The following is a 19,620-nucleotide window of genomic DNA, read 5'->3' on the forward strand; positions in this document are numbered from 1 at the left end:
ACATGACACTCGATGTGCCGCGCGAACTGCACAGGATTTCGTTGGACCTGGCCACTTGCCCGGTGCGGCAAGTGCTGGATGGGGTCAGTGACAAATGGTCGATCCTTGTGTTGGCGGCGCTGTCCAATTCGCAGCGACGCTTTTCCGAGCTGCGCCGCGATATTCCGGATGTGTCGCAAAAGATGCTGACCCATACCCTGCGCAAGCTGGAGCGTGATGGTTTGGTTGAACGGATCGTCACCCCGACCGCCCCGCCGCGCGTGGATTATCGGCTGCACCCTTTGGGGCAAAGCCTGTTCGTGCGACTGTCGAGCCTTGCAGGTTGGGTTATTGAAAACCGGGCCGAGATTGATGCGGCCCGGTCGTCTTTTGATGCGCGGGTCTGATCGGACGTAAAAGCCAGCCGCGATTGGCAGGTGCGGCAAAGTCTGCTGCACCTGCCAATCGGTCACAGACCACGCCCCCGGTATTTTTTGCCCCAGATGCCCGATTTGCCCGGCGCCATGATCGAGTTCGGGTCCAGCGCATCCTTGATTGCTTCGTGGAAGTTCAAGAGCGCCCCGTCGCCCCAGTTGAAGGTGGCCATCACGTCATCCATCAGCGCGTTGTGCGTGCGGTATTCGCCGTAGCCTTCGGCCGCCGCCTCGTTGATCAACAAGCGCATCAGATCGAGAGATTCCTTGCGGTCTGATGGTTTGGATTTGTCGTAGAGGAACAGGCAGATGTGATGCATCTCGCGCAGGCCGATGCAGAACTGCGCGGCGTAATCCTTGTTGAATTCATCCGACCGGGCCTTGACCATCGCCGACTGGCGCAGTGCATCTGCCCCGTCCACCGCCGAAATGGGCGAAAAGGCGCAATGCGCGCCGTTGGGCAGCCAATCCATCAGCTTCATCTCGTCCAGCGACGGGATGCCGTTGTTGATCTTGTGCCGGTCTTGCAGCACATGCGCTCCCCGGTCGCCGTTATCTTCGGTCCGGTCGCGGTTGGTAAAGAACTTCGCCCCCGGAATTTGACCGAAAGCCTGCTGGATGATGCCCCAGGCCATCTGGATCATCTCTTCCGGGCCGTAGAGCGTGCCGTAGAAGTTCCAGTAACCCAGATTCAGCGCGGCTTTCATCTTGTCGATCGAAGCGGGCGTCAACGGGCCGGGATCTTCCTGCCATTCGGTGCGTTTGGACACGACGCCTGCGTCCAGGATGATGTTGCGCACCACAGGCACGTTCTGGATCGGGAACATGTTGATGCGCAGGGGAAGCATCGTGTCCATGATCGCGCCAAGGTCTTCCTCGCGGTCGAAGGTGACCAGATAGGTCATCGAGGCTGGTGGGCGCTGCATCAGGCCGATGCCCATCTTGGTCACGATGCCAAGGTTCGATTGGGTGAACAGCCCGTCCGGGTAGGGGCCAAAGCCATAGGGGAACAACTGCCAGGTGTTCGACCCCGGCACGGCCCCCATCCCGGTGCGCATGATGCGGCCGGTGGGCAGTACAACCTCAAGGCCCGTCTGCCACATGAAATGGTCGCCGTAGGGCGTATAGCCCACGCCACGCTCTAGCGTGTTGCCGACGATGGAGCCCCAGCCCAGATCGGGCGTGTCGATCATCAGGATCGAATTGGTGGCCTTCAGGTGATTGGCCAGATCGAAATAGGTTACACCGGGTTCGACCAGCGCGTAGCCGAACTTTTCGTTCACCTCGAGGATGCGGTTCATCCGGCGGCCCATATCCACCACAGCCGCGCCTTTCAGTCGGGGCGACTTGCCGCCATAGCCGTTGTTCTGACCGGTCGAGATGGGCGAAAGGGGCAGGCCGAATTCATTGGCGATCGCAACGATGGCCTGAACATCTTCGGGTGAGCCGGGGTAGAGGACAACGCTTGGCGCGTTGTTCTGCGAGGGTTCCAGGGGGTACAGGTCGATATAGCCCGACAGTGTTTCAAGATCCGAGACGACGTTGGCGGAACCCAGCGCCGTGACCAAACGCGCGAGGGCTTTTTCGAAAACGGCGGCATCCATATCCGGTGGCAGCGTGCGCTCTGTCAGTAGCTCTGTGAAAACCTTGTTCATTCATCTTCCTCCCATGGACAGTTGAACTGCAGCTTTCCGACCCCTATCGCCCCCTGTTTTTAAGGAGATTCTATAAGGGCGCAAAAAGTGACTAACTCTATCAAAGAGTGTTAGTCACCCAAATAAGGCACTATTTGGTAACCATCCCCTTGTCCGCGACCGATCAGGTCAGCGGAGCTAGGAATTCATGCAGTGCTGCGTTGAAGACTGCCGGTTGTTCGATCTGGGGCGTGTGGCCGCAGTCATCCAGCAACAGAAGCCGTGCATGCGACACACGCTTTGCCGCGTCTTCGCTGTGTTTCGCCGGGATGACAGCATCCTTGCGGCCGTGGATGATCAGGGTCGGGCAACGCACAGCATCGAGCAGGCGAGCTGACTTTTCCCAGACCGCGGCTTTCTGCCCCCGCAGGCCCAATGTGCTGCGCAGCGTTGCCAGAAAGGCCGCAGTTGCGCCGGGCTTGAAGGCATTGCGCAAAAGCACCTGGCGCAGTTCAAGCGACACGCAGGCCGGATCCTTGACAATCGCGCCAATCTGCAAGGTCACGACCTTTTCGCTGGGTTTGTTCATGACCTCACCCAGACCCGGCAGGGAGAACAGCTTGAAGACAGGCGTCACCTCGCGGCCCAGAGTGGCCGCATTGGCGAGGATCAGCCCTTTGATGCGGTCAGGTGCCAGTCCGGCCAGCCGCAGCGACATCGCAGCGCCCATTGAATTGCCACCTGCAACGAAGGCCTGAAGGCCGATTGCATCTGCAAACCGAAGGGCCCAAGCGGCGTAGCTGTCAAAATCCTCGGTTCTTCCGGTCAGGTCAGACAGGCCGTGGTTGGGGGCATCCCAGGCAATCAGGCGATGTGCGGTGCCGAGGGATTGCAACTGGTGATCCCACAGTTCCAACGATCCTGTGATCCCATGCGTTAGCAGGATCGGAACGCCGGGCCCGCCCGTATCGCGGTAACGCAGCTTGCAGCCGTTCACGTCAACATATTGATCCTGCATCACAGCCCAAGCCTTTTGCGCATCGACAAGGGTTCATCGCGGCCCCGGTCCAGCCACAGGCCCACCAAGCCGCGCGGCAGGTACAGGGCAAAGACGATCGCCACGATACCGATGCCCGCCAGATACCATGCGCCAAAATCGCCAAAGATTTCCTGAAGCGCAAAGAACAGAAGCGCGCCGAGGATCGGCCCGATGAAGGTGCCGATGCCGCCGACCAGCACCATGAACAGCATGAAGACCGACCATTGCACCCCAAACGAGGTGCGCGGTTGAAACGTGATGGCGGATGCCAGCCAGAGCGCACCCGCCAGCGCGCAGCCAACCGAGGCGATGATGTAGATGCGTTGTTTGACCTGAAAGGTCGATATCCCGACGGATGCGGCAGCATCTTCGTCATCGCGGATCGCCTGGCTTTCCGCGCCGATCCGGCGCTGCAACAGCACCCATGTACCACAGACCATCACGACCATGCTGGCCAGCGAAAGCAGATACAGCACCGTGCGGCGGAAATCGGGATCATAGGCGTTCAGTGCAAGCAAAGAGGTGCCGGTTTCGCCTTGCACGATCGGATCGAACATCACGATGGAGCGGATGGTTTCGGCAATCACCCAAGTGGCAACGGCGAACTCACCCGCTTTCATCCGCAACACGAACCAGGACATGGCCCAGGCGACCACACCGGTCAGCAAAGCTGCAACAAAGATCATCGGAAAGGGGGGCAGACCCGCCTCGACCAGCCGGATCAGGGCATAGCCCCCCAATCCGATGAACGCCTGCTGGCCGACCGACACCAGCCCTGCATAGCCTGCAAGGAGGTTCCACATCACGGCAAACATCACGAGGATGAACAGATAGATCAGTTTGTCGACAATCAGCGCAGAACCAAGCCAGGGAAGGGTGGCAAGCGCCAGAAGGGCGACGCAGGCCAGCAGGATCAGCCTGCGGTTAGAGGCCGCCATCGGCAGGGTTTGGGCGGGTGTCATGCTTGCCTCCGCGACAGGTCGGGTTTGTTGAACATGGCCGAGAGCGCGGCACGCCAGCCGCCCCGATCCGCCGCCGCCGCCCGCATCAGCCGCCAGCCCAGAACGGCGAGAAACACCAGATGCCCGGCCAGGATCGAGATTTGCGGTGAGATCAGCGCCCCCAGCGCCTGCACCACGCCAAGAACGATGCCACCGATCAGCGTGCCGCGCAGCGACCCGATTCCGCCGATCACCACTGCTTCGAAGGCAAAGACCAGCATCATTGGCCCGGAAAACGGCGTGACCTGTGCGCGCATTGCCAAGAAGATCCCGGCCAAGCCAGCTAGCGCCACAGCGATGGCAGCCGCCCAGCGGTGCACCTTGCGCGGATCTACGCCGCACAGGCTGGCTGCTTCGGCATCAGTCGAGGTTGCCCGGACAGCGCGGCCAAAGGCGGTGCGCGTCAGCAAAAGATGCAGTGCCCCAAGCACCAGCACGGCAGTGGCAAACATATAGGCGGGCAACTGGCCGACAAAGATGCCGCCGGGCAGTTCCCAACTAGCCCAGGACAAGTTTCCGATATGCGCGCCCAGCGATTTCGTGTCCGACCCGAAGGCTGCGAACATGCCGTTTTGCAGCGCCGCCCCCAGACCGATGGTTGTCAGGATCGGGATCAGGAAACCGCCCGCCAACGCCCGTTCAAAGATGAACCGCTGCATCAGCCAGCCAAGGGCCGCCATGCCAAGCAACGTGATGACGATGGCAAGCGGCACGGTCACTCCGGCGCTTTGCACCAGCCAAAGTGAACCGAGTGCGCCAAGAACCGCCATATCGCCATGGGCAAGGTTGATGAACCGCACCACCCCGAACATCAGCGAAAGGCCCGCCGCAAGAACGGCATAGTAGCCGCCAAGCAGTATGCCCTGAATCAGACTGTCAAGCATGGCTTGGCTCCTCGGCCTTGTGGATCCCGAAGTAGGCATCCGTAATCTGCTGACGGGTGAGCGTTGCGGGTGTGCCATCCAGTTCCAGAACGCCTTCGGCTATACAGATCAGGCGGCTGGCAAAACCCATCGCGCGGGTCAGGTCCTGTTCCACGACGATCAGGGTCACCTGACCTTTCAATCCAGACAGGGAGTCATAAAGACCTTCGACCGCCGCGGGCGACAGGCCCAGCGACACCTCGTCCAGAAGGATGACGGACGGATTGGCGATCAGTGCCCGGCCGATTGCAACAGCCTGTCGTTGACCGCCCGAAAGCCCGCCGGCAAACCGCCCGAGCAGCGGGGTCAACTGTGGAAAGGCATCGCAGACCGTGGCCAGCGTCCAGTCGCCCTTGCGGCCATTCTCGGCTGCGATCATCAGGTTCTCGGCGACCGTCATGTCCCCAAACAAACGCCGCCCCTCAGGCGACAGCGCGATCCCGGCCTTCACACGCTCATGCGCGGGCATCGTGGTGACAGGCGCGCCATGCAGAAGGATACCGCCCTCTGCCACAGGATGCAGGCCTGCGATCATCCGCATTAGCGTGGTTTTTCCCGCGCCATTTGCGCCGATCACAGCCAGAACTTCGTTCTCGGCGATGGTCAGGGAAATTCCCTTTACGGCCTGCAACTGGCCGTGCCGACCGACAAGGTCGGTCAATGTCAAGGCTGCGGTCATTCCGGGCTGCTCCCCAAATAGGCGCGCTGCACCTCGGGGTGCGCCATCACATCACGCGGGTCGCCCTGCGCCAGAACCCGCCCTTCGGACATGCAGACCAGACGGGTGACGACGCGCAGCAGCGCATGCAGAATATGTTCGATCCAGACCACCGTCAGACCGCCTGCCTGAAGGCTGCGGATCAGGTCCACCAGCGCCACCAGTTCCGCTTCGGTCAATCCGCCGCCGATTTCATCGAGCAGGATAACGGTTGGCTGCGTTGCCAGGGCGCGCGCCACCTCGAGCCTCTTGCGGTCAAGCAGGCCAAGCGCCGCCGCAGGCCGGTTCGCCACGTGCAGCAGGCCCGTCCGGCGCAGGATATCTGCGGCTTCTGTCGTGGCGGCCCTGTCATCCAGCGCGGCCCCGGAGCGCGCGGCGACATGGACATTTTCAAAGACCGTCATCCCCAGAAACGGGCGCGGCACCTGATGCGTGCGGGCCAGACCCAGACGGCAGCGTTCGGCGGCAGAGGTGCCTGACAGATCGCGCCCGCCAAGCTGAATGGCCCCAGAGCTGACCGGGAATGACCCGGCAAGAGCGCCGAAAAGCGTGGTCTTACCCGCACCGTTCGGCCCGACTATACCCACCGCCTCGCCCGGCATGACGTGGAAATCCACGTCGAACAGGACTTTCAGCGCACCGAAGGATTTGTTCACCCCCGTGGCCCGCAGCATCGGTTCCGCTGTTACGGCTGGCATCATCACGCCCATCGTTCCTTCTTTTCCGGCAGAGAAAGAGGGGCGGGTTTGGCACCCGCCCCTCTTTGGATCAGATCAGCCAAAGGCCAGCGGCTTGAACTCGGAGGTCAGGTTGACACCGGGGAAGTCCGCGTTCGACACCAGATCCAGCTGGAACTGGAACGGTCCTTCGCTGGCCTTGTTCCACTGCCCACCTGCCAGACCGCTGACGGCACAGTTGTGCATCGGGCCTGCGCTGAAATCGACGGTGCCAACGGCGGTTTCCGCCTTCAGCTTCGGCAATGCGGCCGCCATCGCCTCTTTGTCCTTTGGGCTGCCTGCCTGCACGGCCAGTGCCAAAGCGGCATCGAACAAGGACGCCGAAGCACCAAGGGCCTGCGCCCATTGCGCGCCAGTTGCGGCCTCATACCCGGCGCCAAGCTCGGCATTGGTCAAGCCCGCAGCTGCCGAGGCGAAGGGGAACGCGGGGTGCCAGTAGACGCCCGTGCACAGCCCTTGGCCCAGATCGCCCAGACCTTCCATCTCGGCTGCAAAGAGCCCGGCCTTTGCCATCTGCATGATCTTCAGCTGCTGGGCCAATCCCTGCTGCGCTGCCTGACGCCAGAACACGGGGAAATCCGGCGGGAAGGGGAAGCAGACCACAATCTCGACGCCCGCATCCTTGAAGGCGTTGATCTGGGTGCTGAAATCCTGGCTCATGTTTTCATAGGGGCCGGGATCGACGACTTCCCAGCCGGCCTCGGCCAGCTTGGGCAAAAGTCCCGCTCGGATTGCGTTGCCGTCGGCGTCGGACGGAACCAGGGTGCCGACTTTCTTGTTGGTTTCAAGCAGCGACCATTGGCCGTTGTACAGGTTCAGGAAGTTTGCCGAGCCAAAGGAATAGTGGAAGGTCCACTTGAACGATTGTGCGTCCGGCTTGCCACCGCGGCCGAAGTAGAAGGCTTCCCAAGGGGCGACGGTCGACAGGCAAGGCGTTGCCCCGGCTTCACAGGCATCAGACACCGGGTTGACGGTTTCGGGGGCCGAATGCGTGAGGATCAGATCAGGTGCTTCTGCGTTGATCATGTCGCGGGTGATCTGGCTGGCGCGAACCGGGTCCGACTGGGTGTCGGCGGTGATGATTTCGACCATCATCTTGGTGCCGTTGACGTCGATCCCGCCCGCGAGGTTGGCCTTGATCGTCTCGATCAGATAGCCATCACCCGCGCCGAAAATGCCCAAAGGGCCGGATTGCGGGCCGACATAGCCGATCTTGAACGTTGCGGCATCCTGCCCGAAGGCGCGGGTGCCAATAAACGGCGCGGCCAAAGCCGAGCCTGCGATCAGGCGGTTAAAGCTGCGGCGGCTGATGCCACCTGTCGATTGGTTGTTCATGGTCGTCCTCCCTTTTGTTGCAAAGGGCCGCCATGCAGAACATGGCGGCCTGTTGAATCAGAATTTGAGTGGCGTGAAGAGATTAATTTGCAGCTTAGTGCCGCCAGCCTCGCTCTTGGCGTTGACGTCGCGCATCAGGTTCACGTTCAGCTCGGTTGGGCCGAAGCGCTTGGAATAGCCGATGCCGACGGCAAGGGCTTCGGCACGGTTCCCGCCAGCGAAAACAACCCCGCCGAGGGTGTCGTCTTCAACTTGCTTGCGGTAGTAACCGACCAATCCAAGGCTCTGATCCCCGCCGATGGACTTCATCGCGGTCCAGTTCACGAGCAGTTCGTCACCCGACTTGAAGTTGTTCGCGTCATTCGTGCCGTACATGAAGTAATTGGCATGGATCGATGCATTCCAGCCGTCCTTCAGGTAGCTGAAACCCACGTCCACGCCGGTGGTGACAACGTTGTTGCCAAGGTTGGCTTGCCCAAGACCGATATAGTCGCCTGTGGGAATGCCAAAGCTGAGACCAGTCTGCACGAACACACCGGGTGACAGCATCCAGGACACGTTCAAGGGAGAGATCGTGATATCGCCCAAACCGGTATTGCTGCCGACACCGCCCACCGACACATCGACCAACGGGATCAGCATCATGGCGCGATAGGTGCCACCAAGGATTTCATTGCCTGGCACCCAGTGGAATTGCAGCGCTGTCGCCTTCACATCCAGCGAGACGGGCAGTTTATTGCCGTTCGCATCATAGATATCGCCGAAGAAGAATTCTGTCCGGCTTGAGAAGTACAGGCCGGGCGGTGGGTTGGCGCCTACCGGCACAGCCGAGGTTGCGCCGGCGGGCATTGCCGCAGGCGTGCCGGGTTCACGCGCGATTGCCGGGCTGGCAAACGCCAAAAGACCCATCGCGGCCAAGAGTTTTGCAGTGTTCTTCAAGATGTCCCTCGTCTTTGTTTTTGCAGCGAAAGCTGCTCCTCCCCCGTGGCGCCGACGCCAAAAGGCATCGGCGCAACCCCCTGTTTTCAGACGTAAAGAGCGTCGATCCCGCCATCGACGGGCAGATTGATGCCCGTGACCCAGCGCGCGGCGTCCGAACACAGGAACAGCACAGGCGGGGCGATTTCATCGGCGATGGCCGGGCGTTTGATGTTTGCGGCGTCGGCTGCCACGCGTTCTTCGCCCAGCATCTGCACAAACTCGCCAAGGATCGGTGTGAAGACCGGGCCGGGCGCGACCGAATTCATGCGGATGTCGTTCTGCATGAACAGGTCGTAGCCGCGCTTCTTGGTCCAGACGACCAGCGCTTCCTTGAAGTATTGATAGCAGGTTTCCTGCGGGACCGGGTTCTTGGCCAGCCAATCCGCACCATCGGCCCAGGTCGTGGTCGCGGCCAGCGCCTTGTGCGCATCCACCCGCTTGGGCCATTCTGCGCCAAGGATCGAGGTGATGTTCACGATCGCGCCGCCCTTTGCGATCTTGGGCAGCAACGCCTCGGTCAGGTGGCGCAGGCCCAGATAGTTGACGCGCGCCACCACGTCTTTGTCGGCAAGGCCGGATACGCCCGCCGCATTCACCAGCGCATGAATGCCGGAGGGCAGGGCGGCAACGGCGGCGTCGATCGCCGCGGCATCGCCCATGTCGATCTTGACGAACCCGTCTACGGTGATCATCGGATCATTGCGATCCAGCCCGATCACATGCGCACCCTGAAACCGGGCCAGACGGGCAATCTCGGCGCCGATACCCGAAGATGCCCCGGTGATGGCGATAGTCTTTCCGTTCAAAGTCATGTCTTGGTCTTTCGTTTGGTCAAGCCGCAATCGCCCGCCCCCGATGGGGGCGGCCGAAAGCGTGCTGGATGTGAGGGATGTCAGATCAGAATGGGTACATCACGGCGTCAGGGCGCGCGGTGATCCAGACCCATTGCGTGAACTCTTCCCAGATCGCAGGCCCGGAGATGCGGCTGCCGTTGCCGGATTTGCCGCGCCCGCCAAAGGGGGCATTGGGGCTGGCCATAACGGTCTGATCGTTGATGTGCAGATGACCGACCTTCAGGCGCATGCCGATGCGGCGAGCGCGGTCGATGTCCTTGCCGATGATCCCGGCGGCCAGACCGAATTCCGACATGTTCGCCAGTTGGATGGCGTGATCGTCGTTGTCATAGGCAACGACCACGGCAACGGGGCCAAAGATTTCTTCTTCAAAGGCGCGCATGCCGGGTTTCACACCGGACAGCACCGTTGCCGGGAACATCCGCCCCGTCGGAGTGCCACCGGCCAGGAGTTTTGCCCCCTTGGCCACGGCATCCTCAACTATGGCCTTGACCAACGCCACCTGACCATCCGAGATCAGCGGCCCGAGGGCGCATTGCTCGGTTGCCGGATTGCCCACAGGCAGACGGCTGGCCTTGGTTGCAAGCTCTGCCGCCAGCGCGTCGGCCATCGCGGCAGGCGCAAGGATCAGGCCGGTCGCCATGCAGATCTGGCCCTGATGCAGCCATGTGCCCCAGGCCGCATTGGCGGCTGCGAGCGCGAAATCGGCGTCATCCTGAATGATCAGGGCGTTCTTGCCGCCAAGCTCCAGTTGCACTTTCTTGAGGTTGCGGCCACACGCCTCGCCCACCTTTGCGCCCACACCGGGCGAGCCGGTGAAGGATACCATGGCGATGTTTGGGTCTTCGCAGAGGGCTGTGCCCGCCTCGCCGCCACCGGGAATGATGTGCAGAAGGTTCGCCGGAAGACCGGCTTCTTCGAACACACGGGCGATGATGACACCGCCGCTGATCGGGGTGCGGGGGTCGGGCTTGTGGACAACGGCATTGCCGGTGGCCAGCGCTGCTGCAATGGCGCGCATCGACAGGATCAGGGGGAAGTTGAAAGGAGAGATCACACCCACGACGCCGTGTGCAACGCGGATCACCTCTTCATCACGCCCGTCCAGCGACTGAACCACACGGCGCGTCGGCTCCAGTGCGGCGGCCGCAGCGGCCCGCAGGAAGCCCGCTGAATGTTCGATTTCGATTGCGGCTTTGGGATAGATTGACCCGGATTCGCGGATGATCCACGGGATCAGCTCTTCGCGGTGCTGTTCCAGGATTTCAGCGGTTGCAGTCAGGATGCGCGCGCGCTCTGCGGGCGGGGTCGCCTCCCATGCGGGTTGAGCAGCGGCGGCAGCGGCCGCAGCGCGTGCCACATCCGCCTTGTTGCCCTGACCGACCGACGCCACAACGCTGCCGTCAGCGGGGGCGGTCACGTCATATACGCCGCCCGCGGCCTTGCCCCAGCCGCCAGAGAAAATCATGCCTGTCCAGGCGTCCTGTTCCAAAAAGATCGGTGCTGAGCCGTCCATGTCCGTCCTCCCCTTTATGGGTGCCTTCAGCGGCCACCCTTTTGTCCATTCGCCGCCGAGCCGTTGGCCCATCTGCGGCGCTCCTCCCAAAACGCTGACGAGATGTCTGGCATATAGAAAACATGACTTTCAAGAATAATTATGGTTTACCTCAATACAGCTTCATCCATCTGTTTTTACGAGTTTTTATTCGATATGCTTGCCGAATGGGGCGGTTCATGAAATAGTTAGAATCGGCTCCAGTTTCATGAAATGGCGAAAATGACCGAACGCATCACCTTGACCGAAGCTTCTCGGCGCGCGCCTCGAATCACGGCGCGGGGGGATAGTCGGCTGCTGGAAGAAGGTGCCGCCCCGACGCTGGCCGACCTTGCAGGGGCCTTGCAGTTTGCCCTTGGCGATGGCCGCATCTGGCTGAGCGACGAGCGGATGGTGATGATGCAGACGCAGGTTCTGGGCAGCCTGCGGCGCGATGTGATCAAGCGGATCGGCATAGATGCGGCACGCAGCCTGTTCTACCGCACGGGCTGGCGGCAGGGGCAGCTCTACGCCGACCTGGTCCGGAAACGGTTCAACCAGGATGATCTGACCGCCGCGCTGGCGGCCGGCCCGCGCCTGCACACGATGGAAGGCTTCGTCAAGGTCACCACCAAGCGGTTCGAGTTCGACATCAAGCGCGGGCATTATCACGGTGAGTTTCACTGGCATGACAGCACGGAGGCAGTGGAGCATCTGAACGCCTTTGGCGTGTCCGACTGCCCGACCTGCTGGATGCAGGTGGGGGCGCCAGCCGGGTTCACCACCGCCCTTCTGGGCCAACCGGTGATCTTTCGCGAGGTTGAGTGCATGGGCATGGGGGCCGAACGCTGCGTCGTGATCGGGCGCAACGCTGCCGCCTGGGGCAAAGATGTGCCGGAGTTGGAGGATTTCGCCTCTGCGACTGCCCGCCCGCGTGCCAAGCCATGGAATCCCAGCGCGACGGACCCGCGACCCCCTCAGGCCAATGTCCCGCATGCGATCATCGGCAAGACTGCCGCCATAGAGCGGGCGCGGCGCCTTCTGGAACGGGTCGCGGGCTATGACGAGCCGGTCATCTTCATGGGCGAACCGGGAACCGGCAAGGAGTTCTTTGCCCGCCGCCTGCACGAGATCGGCCGGACACCGAAGGCGCCTTTCGTGACCGTCAACTGTGATGCCTATGCGGGCGGCTATGCGGAAACGCCGCTGTTCGGCAAGGGCGGTGCCATTGAGCGGGCGCAGGGAGGGACGCTGTTTCTGAACGACCTCTTTTCTTTGCCGCGACCGCTGCAATCGCAGCTGGCCGCCCATCTGGGCGATGGGGGGGCAAACCGCAAGGCGACGCGCGTGATGTCGGCCACCGGGGCGGCCCCGCGAGATGCTGTCACCACTGGCGCGTTTCGGGCGGACCTTTACTTTCGCCTGTCGCTCTTGCCAATTGTCATTCCGGCATTGCGCGACCGGCGCGATGATCTGCCGATGCTGATCGATCATTTCGTCCTGACCCATAGCCGCACCCATCGCAAGCCGCTGCGCCAGATCACGGCGGCCGCGCGCGATCTGCTGATGCGCTATGACTTTCCGGGCAATGTGCGAGAGCTGTCCAACATGATCGAACGCGGCGTGATTTATGCCGAACCGGGCGGCGATCTGGAGATTTCGCACATCTTTACGGGTATCGAGCAGATGCCTGAATTCGTGGAAGGCCTGCACGCTTCGGGCCGGATTGTGCGGCGCAGCCCCCAGGGCGCGTTGGCGGATCCGACCGAAGGGCGCACGTTCGACGAACTGGAACTTGATACCTATCGCGCCGCTCTGGCCGCCGCTGACGGCAATGTTTCTGCCGCAGCAAGGGCGCTTGGGCTTAGCCGGGCAAAGTTGGACTATCGGCTGGCAAAGCTGGGGTTGAACCGGAAAGGATAGCGCGACAAGGCTCGCGTCTGGCCGGACAGGACCAACCTTAATCCTGATCATATCCTGCACGATATCGCGCGGGGGAATGCCCCATCACGCTGCGGAACCTGCGCGAGAAATAGGACGGGTCGTCGAACCCAAGGGCGTAGCCGATCTGTGCGACGGGAGTGCGGGTATAGACCAGCAGGCGACAAGCCTCGCGCATTGCGGCCGCCTCGATCACGCCCGAGGCGGGTTGGCCGGTGGCGGCCTGGCAAATCCGGCTCAGGTGACGGGGCGACAGCCCGATGCTGCGCGCATAATCCGTGAGCGTCCATCGGTCGCGCATGTGCCGGGCCAGAAGAGCCTGAAACTGCGCAAAACGCGGGTCGGTCCCGGCTGTGTCGGCCCTGATCTGGCCCAGATCCCGCAACGCCGTACAAGCAAGTTCGGTGGCCAGTGCGCCCAGCAGGATTTCTCGTGCCGGGCGCGACTGGCGGTGTTCTTCCTCGATCTGCTGAAAAAGACGCAAGTATTCATCGCCCGACGACAAGATCCCCGGCCACCCCAACGCCGTATCCCGCGCCAGTGCCGGGCCAAGCTGATCAGGCAGGGTCTGCACCGGAACAGTCAGCACCCAACCTTGCGTTCCGGCCTCCATCGTAAAGTCATGGACCACGCCGGGCGGCACGTTCAGGAGAGCAGGCGGTGCGACTGCCACACCTTTTCCATCCAAGGTGATCTGAGCGACCCCGCTTTGGATCAGAAAGAACTGGTGCAGATGCAGGTGCCGATGTGGGGCGATCCGCCAGTCCAGACCAGCCGCGCGGTCGGTGAATCGCTCGATGTGCAGCACATCGGGAAAGGCCCGGCTTTCGCCATACAGGCTCCAGGCAGGAATGGCGGTGTGGGTGTCGGACGAAAGTGTGTTCATGTCCGCAAAGTGCCAGTGGCTGTCCGTGCTGTCCATTCAATACTGGGGTCGCCGCACCTAAACCGGGCAGGGAGTACCGGGGAGGATTCGGATGAAAACGGATGTGGCCATTATCGGAGGCGGGCCTGCGGGGCTGCTGCTGTCGCAGCTTTTGATGCGGGCGGGCATTTCGACCGTCGTTCTTGAGCGGCAAACCCGGCCGCATGTCCTGTCGCGCATTCGCGCCGGCGTGCTGGAGGCCGGGACTGTGCAGCTTTTGCAAGAGGCGGATGTGGGCGCGCGGATGATGCGCGAAGGCATTCCGCATGACAGTTGCTATCTGACGTCGGATGACACGCTGATCAAGATCGACCTGATGGAAGCCTGCGGCAAGCAGGTGATGGTCTATGGTCAGACCGAAGTGACGCGCGATCTTTATGAGGCGCAGGATGCGATGGGGGCCACGATCCTGCATGAGGTGTCGGATGTTGCGCTGCATGATCTGACGAGCGACGCGCCTTATGTCACGTTTCGCCATGAAGGCGGAGAAAAACGGCTGGACTGCCGCTACATCGCGGGCTGCGACGGTTTCCATGGCGTAAGCCGCCCCAGCATTCCGGCCTCGGTCCGGCAAGAGTTCGAGAAGGTTTATCCGTTTGGCTGGCTGGGGGTGCTGTCGCGCACGCCGCCTGCAACACCGGAACTGATCTACGCCAATCACGCCCGCGGTTTTGCGCTGACTTCGATGCGCAACGCGATGCTGTCGCGCTATTACATCCAAGTGCCGCTGACCGACCGGGTCGAGGATTGGCCGGATGACGCCTTTTGGGCTGAACTGCTGTCGCGTCTGCCGCCCGAAGTGGCGGCCACCATTGTCACCGGCCCGTCGATCGAGAAAAGCATTGCGCCCCTGCGCAGTTTCGTCTGCGAGCCGATGCAATGGGGCCGCCTGTTCCTGTGCGGCGACGCGGCGCATATCGTGCCGCCCACCGGGGCTAAGGGGTTGAACCTGGCTGTGTCCGATATCTTCTATTTGTCGCGCGCGCTGATCGCGCAGCACGCGGATGGCAGCAATCACCTTCTGGAACGCTATGGGCAGGATGCGCTGGCGCGGGTTTGGCAGGCGATGCGGTTTTCATGGTCGTTGACCACGCTGATGCACCGCTTCCCGGACCAGACAGGGTTTGACCGCCGGATGCAGGTGGCGGAGCTGGCCCAGCTTGCGGAATCGTCTGATGCGCGCCGTTTGTTTTCAGAGGTTTATTCAGGGCTCCCCTACTGAGGCGGCGGTTGCAGATGGGAAGGCGCGGTCGCATCTTCGGCACAAAGTCGCAGCAAAAGCTCGACGCGCGCATGGGATGTTGCGCTTTGGACCTGTGTGATGCCCACGGCGCCCGACAAAAACCGCACACCGGTGGGCAGCGCGATCAGCTCGCCTCTGGCCAGTTCTTCGGCCACCACCCCGCGCGAGATGAACCAGACCGCGTCCGACGCAGCAAGCAGACCACGACCAACGGCCAACGCCACAGTCTCGACCGCAGGGCGCAGGGTGGGCAGGCCAAGCATTGCCAAATAGTCGTTCACATTGCGCCGGATCAGGGCGCCATCCGGGGGCAGGATGACCGGCACAGCCTGCAGAATCTCGGCCACCGAGTGGGCCGCCATCGGGTGGCCCGCGCGGGCGACGAGCACGACATCTTCTTCATAGAGATGGGTAAAGCGCAGGCCGACCATGTCTTGCGGATCGGGCATGCGGCCGACCATCATGTCGATCCCACCGGCGCGCAACAGGCCCATCAGATAGGCATGCGGTCCAGTCTCGATCTTCAGAACGGTATTGGGCTGAAGGGCGCGAAAGCGCACTGCCACGCGCGGGAAAAGCCGCGTCGCCGCTGTGGGCAGGATGCCGACGCGGATGCTGTCGCCGGTGGCCGGGTGCAGGGCGGCTACGCCATCTTCCAGCGCCCGCAGGCCCAATGTGGCATGGTGACGGAAAACTGCGCCTTGCTCGGTCAGGATCAATCGCCGGCGTTCGCGACGAAACAGCGCGATGCCCAGCAAATCTTCAAGCTCTGCAAGGGTCCGGCTGAGCGCAGGCTGCGAAATGCCTTGGGCCCGCGCGACGGGCGACAGGGCGCCGATGGCGGCAATGTCCAGAAAGGCGCGGATATGGCGCAGCTTGATTGCGGGATGCATAATCATGGAGTTATGCATATGCAGCCATTTCGCATTTCTTCACCCATTCTGTTCCGGTTATATTATGGATTGGAGAGACAGTGATGCAAGTTCTGACCCGGCCCTTTGGCGCCCTTCACATCCAGACTGATGGCCCAGAGGGCGCGCCCGCGGTGGTTTTTGCCAATTCGTTGGGCACCGATCTGCGCCTTTGGGATGCCGTGCTCCCCCTTTTGCCGCTGGGCCTGCGGCTGGTGCGCTATGACAAGCGCGGGCATGGCCTGTCGGATCATGGCAGCGGGACACGGATCGAGGATCATGCCGCGGATGCGATTGCAGTGATCGAGGCGTTGGGCGGCGGCCCGATCGTCTTTGTCGGGCTTTCCATTGGCGGGCTGATCGGGCAGGTCGTTGCCAGCCAGCGCCCCGACCTTGTGCGCGCGTTGGTCTTGTCCAACACCGCCGCTCGTCTCGGTACCTTGGAAAGCTGGCAGGCCCGGATTGATGCCGTCGCTTCGCACGGGCTTGGGTCTATTGCTGATGCGGTGATGGAGCGGTGGTTTGCCGCCCCGTTCCGCGCCAGTCCGTCCTGTGCCCCTTGGCGCAACATGTTGCTGCGCACGCCGGCCGAAGGCTATGTCGCTGCGTGTCAAGCGCTTGCCACTGCGGATCAGAGCAGCGCCACCGCCGCCTTGCGCCTGCCAACGCTGGTGATCGCCGGATCAGAAGATGGGGCGAGCCCGCCTGATCTGGTGCAGGCCACTGCAGCCCTTATCCCGGGCGCCGCGTTCCATATCATCCCTGGCGCAGGCCACCTGCCTTGCGTCGAGACGCCCGCAGCCTGGGCTGCTATCGTCTCGCCTTTCCTGAAAGCCCACGCCCATGTCTGACCTGACCAAGACGGCCATGACAACCCGCCGCCGCGTCCTGGGCGATGCCCATGTGAACCGCGCCGAGGCAGCAAAGACCCCGTTTGACACCCCTTTTCAGGCGTTGATCACCGATGCCGCCTGGGGACATGTCTGGTCGCGCGATACCATCTCGTTGCGCGAACGGTCGATGCTGACCATCGCCTTGCTTGCGGGGCTGGGCAACGATCACGAATTGGCCATGCACATCCGGGCCACCCGCAACACCGGTGCCACGCAATCCGACGTGATGGAGGCGCTGTTGCATGTCGCCATCTATGCGGGTGTGCCGCGCGCCAACCATGCCATTTCGATCGCCAAGGAGGTTTTCGCCGCCATGGAGCAGGAGGTCACCCGATGAAGCCCGCCGAATTCTATATGCGCGACCGCAACCTGCATCCGCCCGCCCACCATCCGGGTTACAAGACCAGCGTGCCACGATCGCCCCGCAACGCGCTTTTGACGCTGCAACAGACCGTGTCAGAAATCACCGGGCCGACCTTCGGGCATAATGATATCGGCGCGCTCGACAATGACCTGACGCTGAACTTCAACCACGGCGGTCTGCCAGTGGGCGAGCGGATCATTCTGCAGGGCAGGGTTCTTGACGAGAACAACCGCCCCGTACCGAATACCTTGGTCGAAATCTGGCAAGCCAACGCCTCGGGTCGGTATCGCCACAAGAAAGACGCCTATCTAGGTGCGCTGGACCCGAATTTTGGCGGCTGCGGGCGCACGCTGACCGATGCAGAGGGCCGCTATGCCTTTCGCACCATCAAGCCCGGGCCTTACCCTTGGCTGAACTATGTCAACTCCTGGCGGCCCGCGCATATCCATGTCTCCGTTTTTGGCACGTCGTTCAGCCAGCGCCTGATCACGCAGCTTTACTTTGAGGGCGATCCGCTGATCCCGAAATGCCCGATCGTTCAGACCATCCCCGACCCGCAGGCGGTGCAGCAATTGATTGCCGTGCTTGATCTGAATTCTGCCGTGCCTATGGATTGTCTGGCCTATAAGTTTGACATCGTGCTGCGCGGGCGGCGGTCGACGCTCTTTGAAAACCGGCTTGAGGGGAACTGAGATGGTCCAAACCTTGCCCTACCTGCGCGAAAGCGCCTCGCAAACCGCTGGTCCCTATGTCCATATCGGGCTGGCCCCCGGTGCCGCCGGATTTCATACCTTTGAGACCGAACTGGGCCAGACCCTTGCGCCCGAAGGTGTTCCCGGCCCCCGAGTCACCATCGAAGGCCAAGTGTTCGATGGTCTGGGTGCGCCGATCAAGGATGTGCTGATCGAGGTCTGGCAGGCGGATGCGAACGGCATCTACCCCCATCCGGAAGATCCCCGCGCGGCCGATTGCGCGCCGGGCTTTCGTGGGTGGGGCCGAGTGATTTCAGATTTTGACACAGGGCTTTTTCGGTTTGAAACCGTCAAGCCCGGTCCAGTTGCGGGCCGTGCGGGCCGGATGCAGGCGCCGCACCTGAACCTTTGGCTTGTCTCACGGGGTATCAACATCGGGTTGAACACGCGGATGTACTTTCCCGAAGACACCGCCGCCCATGCTGCCGACCCTGTGCTTGGAAGTATCGAGCAGCGTGCCCGCGTGGCGACGCTGATCGCTATTGCGACCGGGCCATCCACCTATCGCTTCGATATCCGGTTGCAGGGCGACGGCGAAACCGTATTCATCGACGTGTGACAATGTCCAATCCGTGCATCATCTGCGTCGCCATCACCGGGTCCTTGCCGACCAAGGCCAACAATCCCGCCGTGCCGATCACCATCGCCGAACAGGTGGAAAGCACGCAGGAAGCGTTCGAGGCCGGGGCGAGCATTGCGCATTGCCATGTCCGCGATGATGAGGGAAAGCCGACCAGCGACCCCGACCGTTTCGCGCGGCTGAAGGAAGGGCTGGAAAAGCACTGCCCCGGCATGATCGTGCAATTGTCCACCGGTGGGCGATCAGGGGCCGGTTATGCGCGTGGCGGCATGCTGCCCTTGCGGCCGGATATGGCCAGCCTTTCGGTAGGGTCGAACAACTTTCCGACCCGCGTTTACGAAAACCCTCCTGATCTGGTGGATTGGCTTGCTGCCGAGATGCTGAAGTACGAGGTCAAGCCCGAGATCGAGGCTTTTGATCTTTCGCATATCCTCAAGGCCAAGGAGATGCAGACCAAGGGACAGTTGGCAGGCACGCCCTATGTGCAATTCGTGATGGGTGTTAAGAACGCAATGCCCGCAGACCGCCACGTGTTCGACTACTACATCGCCACCGTCAAACGCCTGTTCGGCGACGATGTGCCCTGGTGCGCGGCCGGGATAGGGCCGGCGCAGATCATCCTGAACGACTGGGCCGTTTCTTCTGGTGGCCATGCCCGCACGGGGCTGGAGGATAACGTGCGTCTTGACCGTGACAGGCTTGCCCCGTCCAACGCGGCCCTTGTTCAGCGGGTGGTCGACCTTTGTGATCGTTACAACCGCCCGGTGGCGACCTGGGCAGAGGCCCGCGCCATCCTTGGCCTTCCTTTGCCGCAAACCGCCTAGAACGCCCCCCCCGAGAAA

General features: G+C 62.1%; 20 protein-coding genes. 8 read left to right on the forward strand and 12 right to left on the reverse strand.

Annotation, left to right across the window (positions count from 1 at the left end; all coding sequences use genetic code 11):
* Nucleotides 1-2: 2 nt before the first annotated feature.
* The gene (locus tag RSE12_05270) at nt 3-386 is read left to right on the forward strand and encodes a helix-turn-helix domain-containing protein (protein ID WRH63751.1); all 384 of its coding nucleotides are present in this window, start codon (nt 3-5) and stop codon (nt 384-386) included.
* A 62-nt stretch (nt 387-448) separates the two neighbouring features.
* On the opposite strand, the gene RSE12_05275 is transcribed toward RSE12_05270, so the two are convergent.
* The 10 genes from RSE12_05275 to RSE12_05320 form a co-directional block, all read right to left on the reverse strand.
* Entirely contained in the window at nt 449-2,068 is a 1,620-nt protein-coding gene (locus RSE12_05275) for an FAD-binding oxidoreductase (protein WRH63752.1), read from the reverse strand.
* A 163-nt stretch (nt 2,069-2,231) separates the two neighbouring features.
* Nucleotides 2,232-3,065 (reverse strand): alpha/beta fold hydrolase, encoded by an 834-nt coding sequence (locus tag RSE12_05280; protein WRH63753.1) that lies wholly within the window; start codon nt 3,063-3,065, stop codon nt 2,232-2,234.
* Nucleotides 3,065-4,048 (reverse strand): branched-chain amino acid ABC transporter permease, encoded by a 984-nt coding sequence (locus RSE12_05285; GenBank protein WRH63754.1) that lies wholly within the window; start codon nt 4,046-4,048, stop codon nt 3,065-3,067. Before RSE12_05285 ends, RSE12_05280 begins: the two co-directional genes overlap by 1 nt.
* Nucleotides 4,045-4,971 carry a branched-chain amino acid ABC transporter permease gene (locus tag RSE12_05290; GenBank protein WRH63755.1) on the reverse strand — a complete coding sequence of 309 codons (927 nt, stop codon included), beginning with the start codon at nt 4,969-4,971 and terminating at the stop codon, nt 4,045-4,047. The genes RSE12_05285 and RSE12_05290 overlap by 4 nt, the downstream gene beginning before the upstream one ends.
* Entirely contained in the window at nt 4,964-5,689 is a 726-nt protein-coding gene (locus tag RSE12_05295) for an ATP-binding cassette domain-containing protein (GenBank protein ID WRH63756.1), read from the reverse strand. Before RSE12_05295 ends, RSE12_05290 begins: the two co-directional genes overlap by 8 nt.
* A complete protein-coding gene (locus RSE12_05300; GenBank protein ID WRH63757.1) occupies nt 5,686-6,429 on the reverse strand; it encodes an ABC transporter ATP-binding protein in 744 nt (247 codons plus the stop codon). Before RSE12_05300 ends, RSE12_05295 begins: the two co-directional genes overlap by 4 nt.
* Before the next feature lie 72 nt (nt 6,430-6,501).
* Nucleotides 6,502-7,800: an ABC transporter substrate-binding protein gene (locus RSE12_05305; protein ID WRH63758.1), complete on the reverse strand. Its 1,299-nt coding sequence runs from the start codon at nt 7,798-7,800 to the stop codon at nt 6,502-6,504.
* A 57-nt stretch (nt 7,801-7,857) separates the two neighbouring features.
* On the reverse strand, nt 7,858-8,739 hold the full coding sequence (locus RSE12_05310) for a transporter (GenBank protein ID WRH63759.1): 882 nt from the start codon (nt 8,737-8,739) through the stop codon (nt 7,858-7,860).
* Nucleotides 8,740-8,825: 86 nt separating this feature from the next.
* Nucleotides 8,826-9,593 carry a coniferyl-alcohol dehydrogenase gene (locus tag RSE12_05315; protein ID WRH63760.1) on the reverse strand — a complete coding sequence of 256 codons (768 nt, stop codon included), beginning with the start codon at nt 9,591-9,593 and terminating at the stop codon, nt 8,826-8,828.
* Between the two features lie 85 nt (nt 9,594-9,678).
* Nucleotides 9,679-11,151 (reverse strand): aldehyde dehydrogenase family protein, encoded by a 1,473-nt coding sequence (locus tag RSE12_05320; protein WRH63761.1) that lies wholly within the window; start codon nt 11,149-11,151, stop codon nt 9,679-9,681.
* 261 nt (nt 11,152-11,412) lie between these two features.
* Here RSE12_05320 and RSE12_05325 point away from each other — a divergent pair, with 261 nt between their 5' ends.
* Entirely contained in the window at nt 11,413-13,092 is a 1,680-nt protein-coding gene (locus tag RSE12_05325; protein WRH63762.1) for a XylR N-terminal domain-containing protein, read from the forward strand.
* A 37-nt stretch (nt 13,093-13,129) separates the two neighbouring features.
* Here the strand turns inward: RSE12_05325 and RSE12_05330 are convergent, their stop codons facing one another.
* The gene (locus tag RSE12_05330) at nt 13,130-13,996 is read right to left on the reverse strand and encodes a helix-turn-helix domain-containing protein (protein ID WRH63763.1); all 867 of its coding nucleotides are present in this window, start codon (nt 13,994-13,996) and stop codon (nt 13,130-13,132) included.
* 91 nt (nt 13,997-14,087) lie between these two features.
* Between RSE12_05330 and pobA the strand changes: the two genes are divergently transcribed.
* The gene (pobA, locus tag RSE12_05335; GenBank protein ID WRH63764.1) at nt 14,088-15,257 is read left to right on the forward strand and encodes a 4-hydroxybenzoate 3-monooxygenase; all 1,170 of its coding nucleotides are present in this window, start codon (nt 14,088-14,090) and stop codon (nt 15,255-15,257) included.
* Here the strand turns inward: pobA and RSE12_05340 are convergent.
* The gene (locus RSE12_05340) at nt 15,251-16,177 is read right to left on the reverse strand and encodes a LysR substrate-binding domain-containing protein (protein ID WRH63765.1); all 927 of its coding nucleotides are present in this window, start codon (nt 16,175-16,177) and stop codon (nt 15,251-15,253) included. The two genes, pobA and RSE12_05340, sit on opposite strands and share 7 nt — an antisense overlap.
* 77 nt (nt 16,178-16,254) lie before the next feature.
* Between RSE12_05340 and pcaD the strand changes: the two genes are divergently transcribed.
* From pcaD to RSE12_05365, 5 genes are read left to right on the forward strand one after another with little or no spacing between them, the layout of a single operon-like run.
* Entirely contained in the window at nt 16,255-17,040 is a 786-nt protein-coding gene (pcaD, locus tag RSE12_05345) for a 3-oxoadipate enol-lactonase (GenBank protein ID WRH63766.1), read from the forward strand.
* Nucleotides 17,033-17,419, forward strand: coding sequence for a 4-carboxymuconolactone decarboxylase (gene pcaC, locus RSE12_05350; protein WRH63767.1), 387 nt, complete (start codon nt 17,033-17,035; stop codon nt 17,417-17,419). Before pcaD ends, pcaC begins: the two co-directional genes overlap by 8 nt.
* On the forward strand, nt 17,416-18,138 hold the full coding sequence (gene pcaH / locus RSE12_05355; GenBank protein WRH63768.1) for a protocatechuate 3,4-dioxygenase subunit beta: 723 nt from the start codon (nt 17,416-17,418) through the stop codon (nt 18,136-18,138). The genes pcaC and pcaH overlap by 4 nt, the downstream gene beginning before the upstream one ends.
* A gap of 1 nt (nt 18,139) precedes the next feature.
* A complete protein-coding gene (gene pcaG, locus RSE12_05360; protein WRH63769.1) occupies nt 18,140-18,757 on the forward strand; it encodes a protocatechuate 3,4-dioxygenase subunit alpha in 618 nt (205 codons plus the stop codon).
* Nucleotides 18,758-18,759: 2 nt separating this feature from the next.
* Nucleotides 18,760-19,602 carry a 3-keto-5-aminohexanoate cleavage protein gene (locus RSE12_05365; GenBank protein WRH63770.1) on the forward strand — a complete coding sequence of 281 codons (843 nt, stop codon included), beginning with the start codon at nt 18,760-18,762 and terminating at the stop codon, nt 19,600-19,602.
* Nucleotides 19,603-19,620: the final 18 nt, after the last annotated feature.

The sequence above is a fragment of the Fuscovulum sp. genome (assembly GCA_035192965.1).
In the GTDB taxonomy this organism is placed as follows: domain Bacteria; phylum Pseudomonadota; class Alphaproteobacteria; order Rhodobacterales; family Rhodobacteraceae; genus Paragemmobacter.

Excerpts from the sequence above, each read along its gene's own strand:
- RSE12_05270 (WRH63751.1), top strand. The coding sequence starts at position 3 with ATGACACTCGATGTGCCGCGCGAACTGCACAGGATTTCGTTGGACCTG.
- RSE12_05275 (WRH63752.1), bottom strand. The coding sequence starts at position 2,068 with ATGAACAAGGTTTTCACAGAGCTACTGACAGAGCGCACGCTGCCACCG.
- RSE12_05280 (WRH63753.1), bottom strand. The coding sequence starts at position 3,065 with ATGCAGGATCAATATGTTGACGTGAACGGCTGCAAGCTGCGTTACCGC.
- RSE12_05285 (WRH63754.1), bottom strand. The coding sequence starts at position 4,048 with ATGACACCCGCCCAAACCCTGCCGATGGCGGCCTCTAACCGCAGGCTG.
- RSE12_05290 (WRH63755.1), bottom strand. The coding sequence starts at position 4,971 with ATGCTTGACAGTCTGATTCAGGGCATACTGCTTGGCGGCTACTATGCC.
- RSE12_05295 (WRH63756.1), bottom strand. The coding sequence starts at position 5,689 with ATGACCGCAGCCTTGACATTGACCGACCTTGTCGGTCGGCACGGCCAG.
- RSE12_05300 (WRH63757.1), bottom strand. The coding sequence starts at position 6,429 with ATGATGCCAGCCGTAACAGCGGAACCGATGCTGCGGGCCACGGGGGTG.
- RSE12_05305 (WRH63758.1), bottom strand. The coding sequence starts at position 7,800 with ATGAACAACCAATCGACAGGTGGCATCAGCCGCCGCAGCTTTAACCGC.
- RSE12_05315 (WRH63760.1), bottom strand. The coding sequence starts at position 9,593 with ATGACTTTGAACGGAAAGACTATCGCCATCACCGGGGCATCTTCGGGT.
- RSE12_05320 (WRH63761.1), bottom strand. The coding sequence starts at position 11,151 with ATGGACGGCTCAGCACCGATCTTTTTGGAACAGGACGCCTGGACAGGC.
- RSE12_05325 (WRH63762.1), top strand. The coding sequence starts at position 11,413 with ATGACCGAACGCATCACCTTGACCGAAGCTTCTCGGCGCGCGCCTCGA.
- RSE12_05330 (WRH63763.1), bottom strand. The coding sequence starts at position 13,996 with ATGAACACACTTTCGTCCGACACCCACACCGCCATTCCTGCCTGGAGC.
- pobA (WRH63764.1), top strand. The coding sequence starts at position 14,088 with ATGAAAACGGATGTGGCCATTATCGGAGGCGGGCCTGCGGGGCTGCTG.
- RSE12_05340 (WRH63765.1), bottom strand. The coding sequence starts at position 16,177 with ATGATTATGCATCCCGCAATCAAGCTGCGCCATATCCGCGCCTTTCTG.
- pcaD (WRH63766.1), top strand. The coding sequence starts at position 16,255 with ATGCAAGTTCTGACCCGGCCCTTTGGCGCCCTTCACATCCAGACTGAT.
- pcaC (WRH63767.1), top strand. The coding sequence starts at position 17,033 with ATGTCTGACCTGACCAAGACGGCCATGACAACCCGCCGCCGCGTCCTG.
- pcaH (WRH63768.1), top strand. The coding sequence starts at position 17,416 with ATGAAGCCCGCCGAATTCTATATGCGCGACCGCAACCTGCATCCGCCC.
- pcaG (WRH63769.1), top strand. The coding sequence starts at position 18,140 with ATGGTCCAAACCTTGCCCTACCTGCGCGAAAGCGCCTCGCAAACCGCT.
- RSE12_05365 (WRH63770.1), top strand. The coding sequence starts at position 18,760 with ATGTCCAATCCGTGCATCATCTGCGTCGCCATCACCGGGTCCTTGCCG.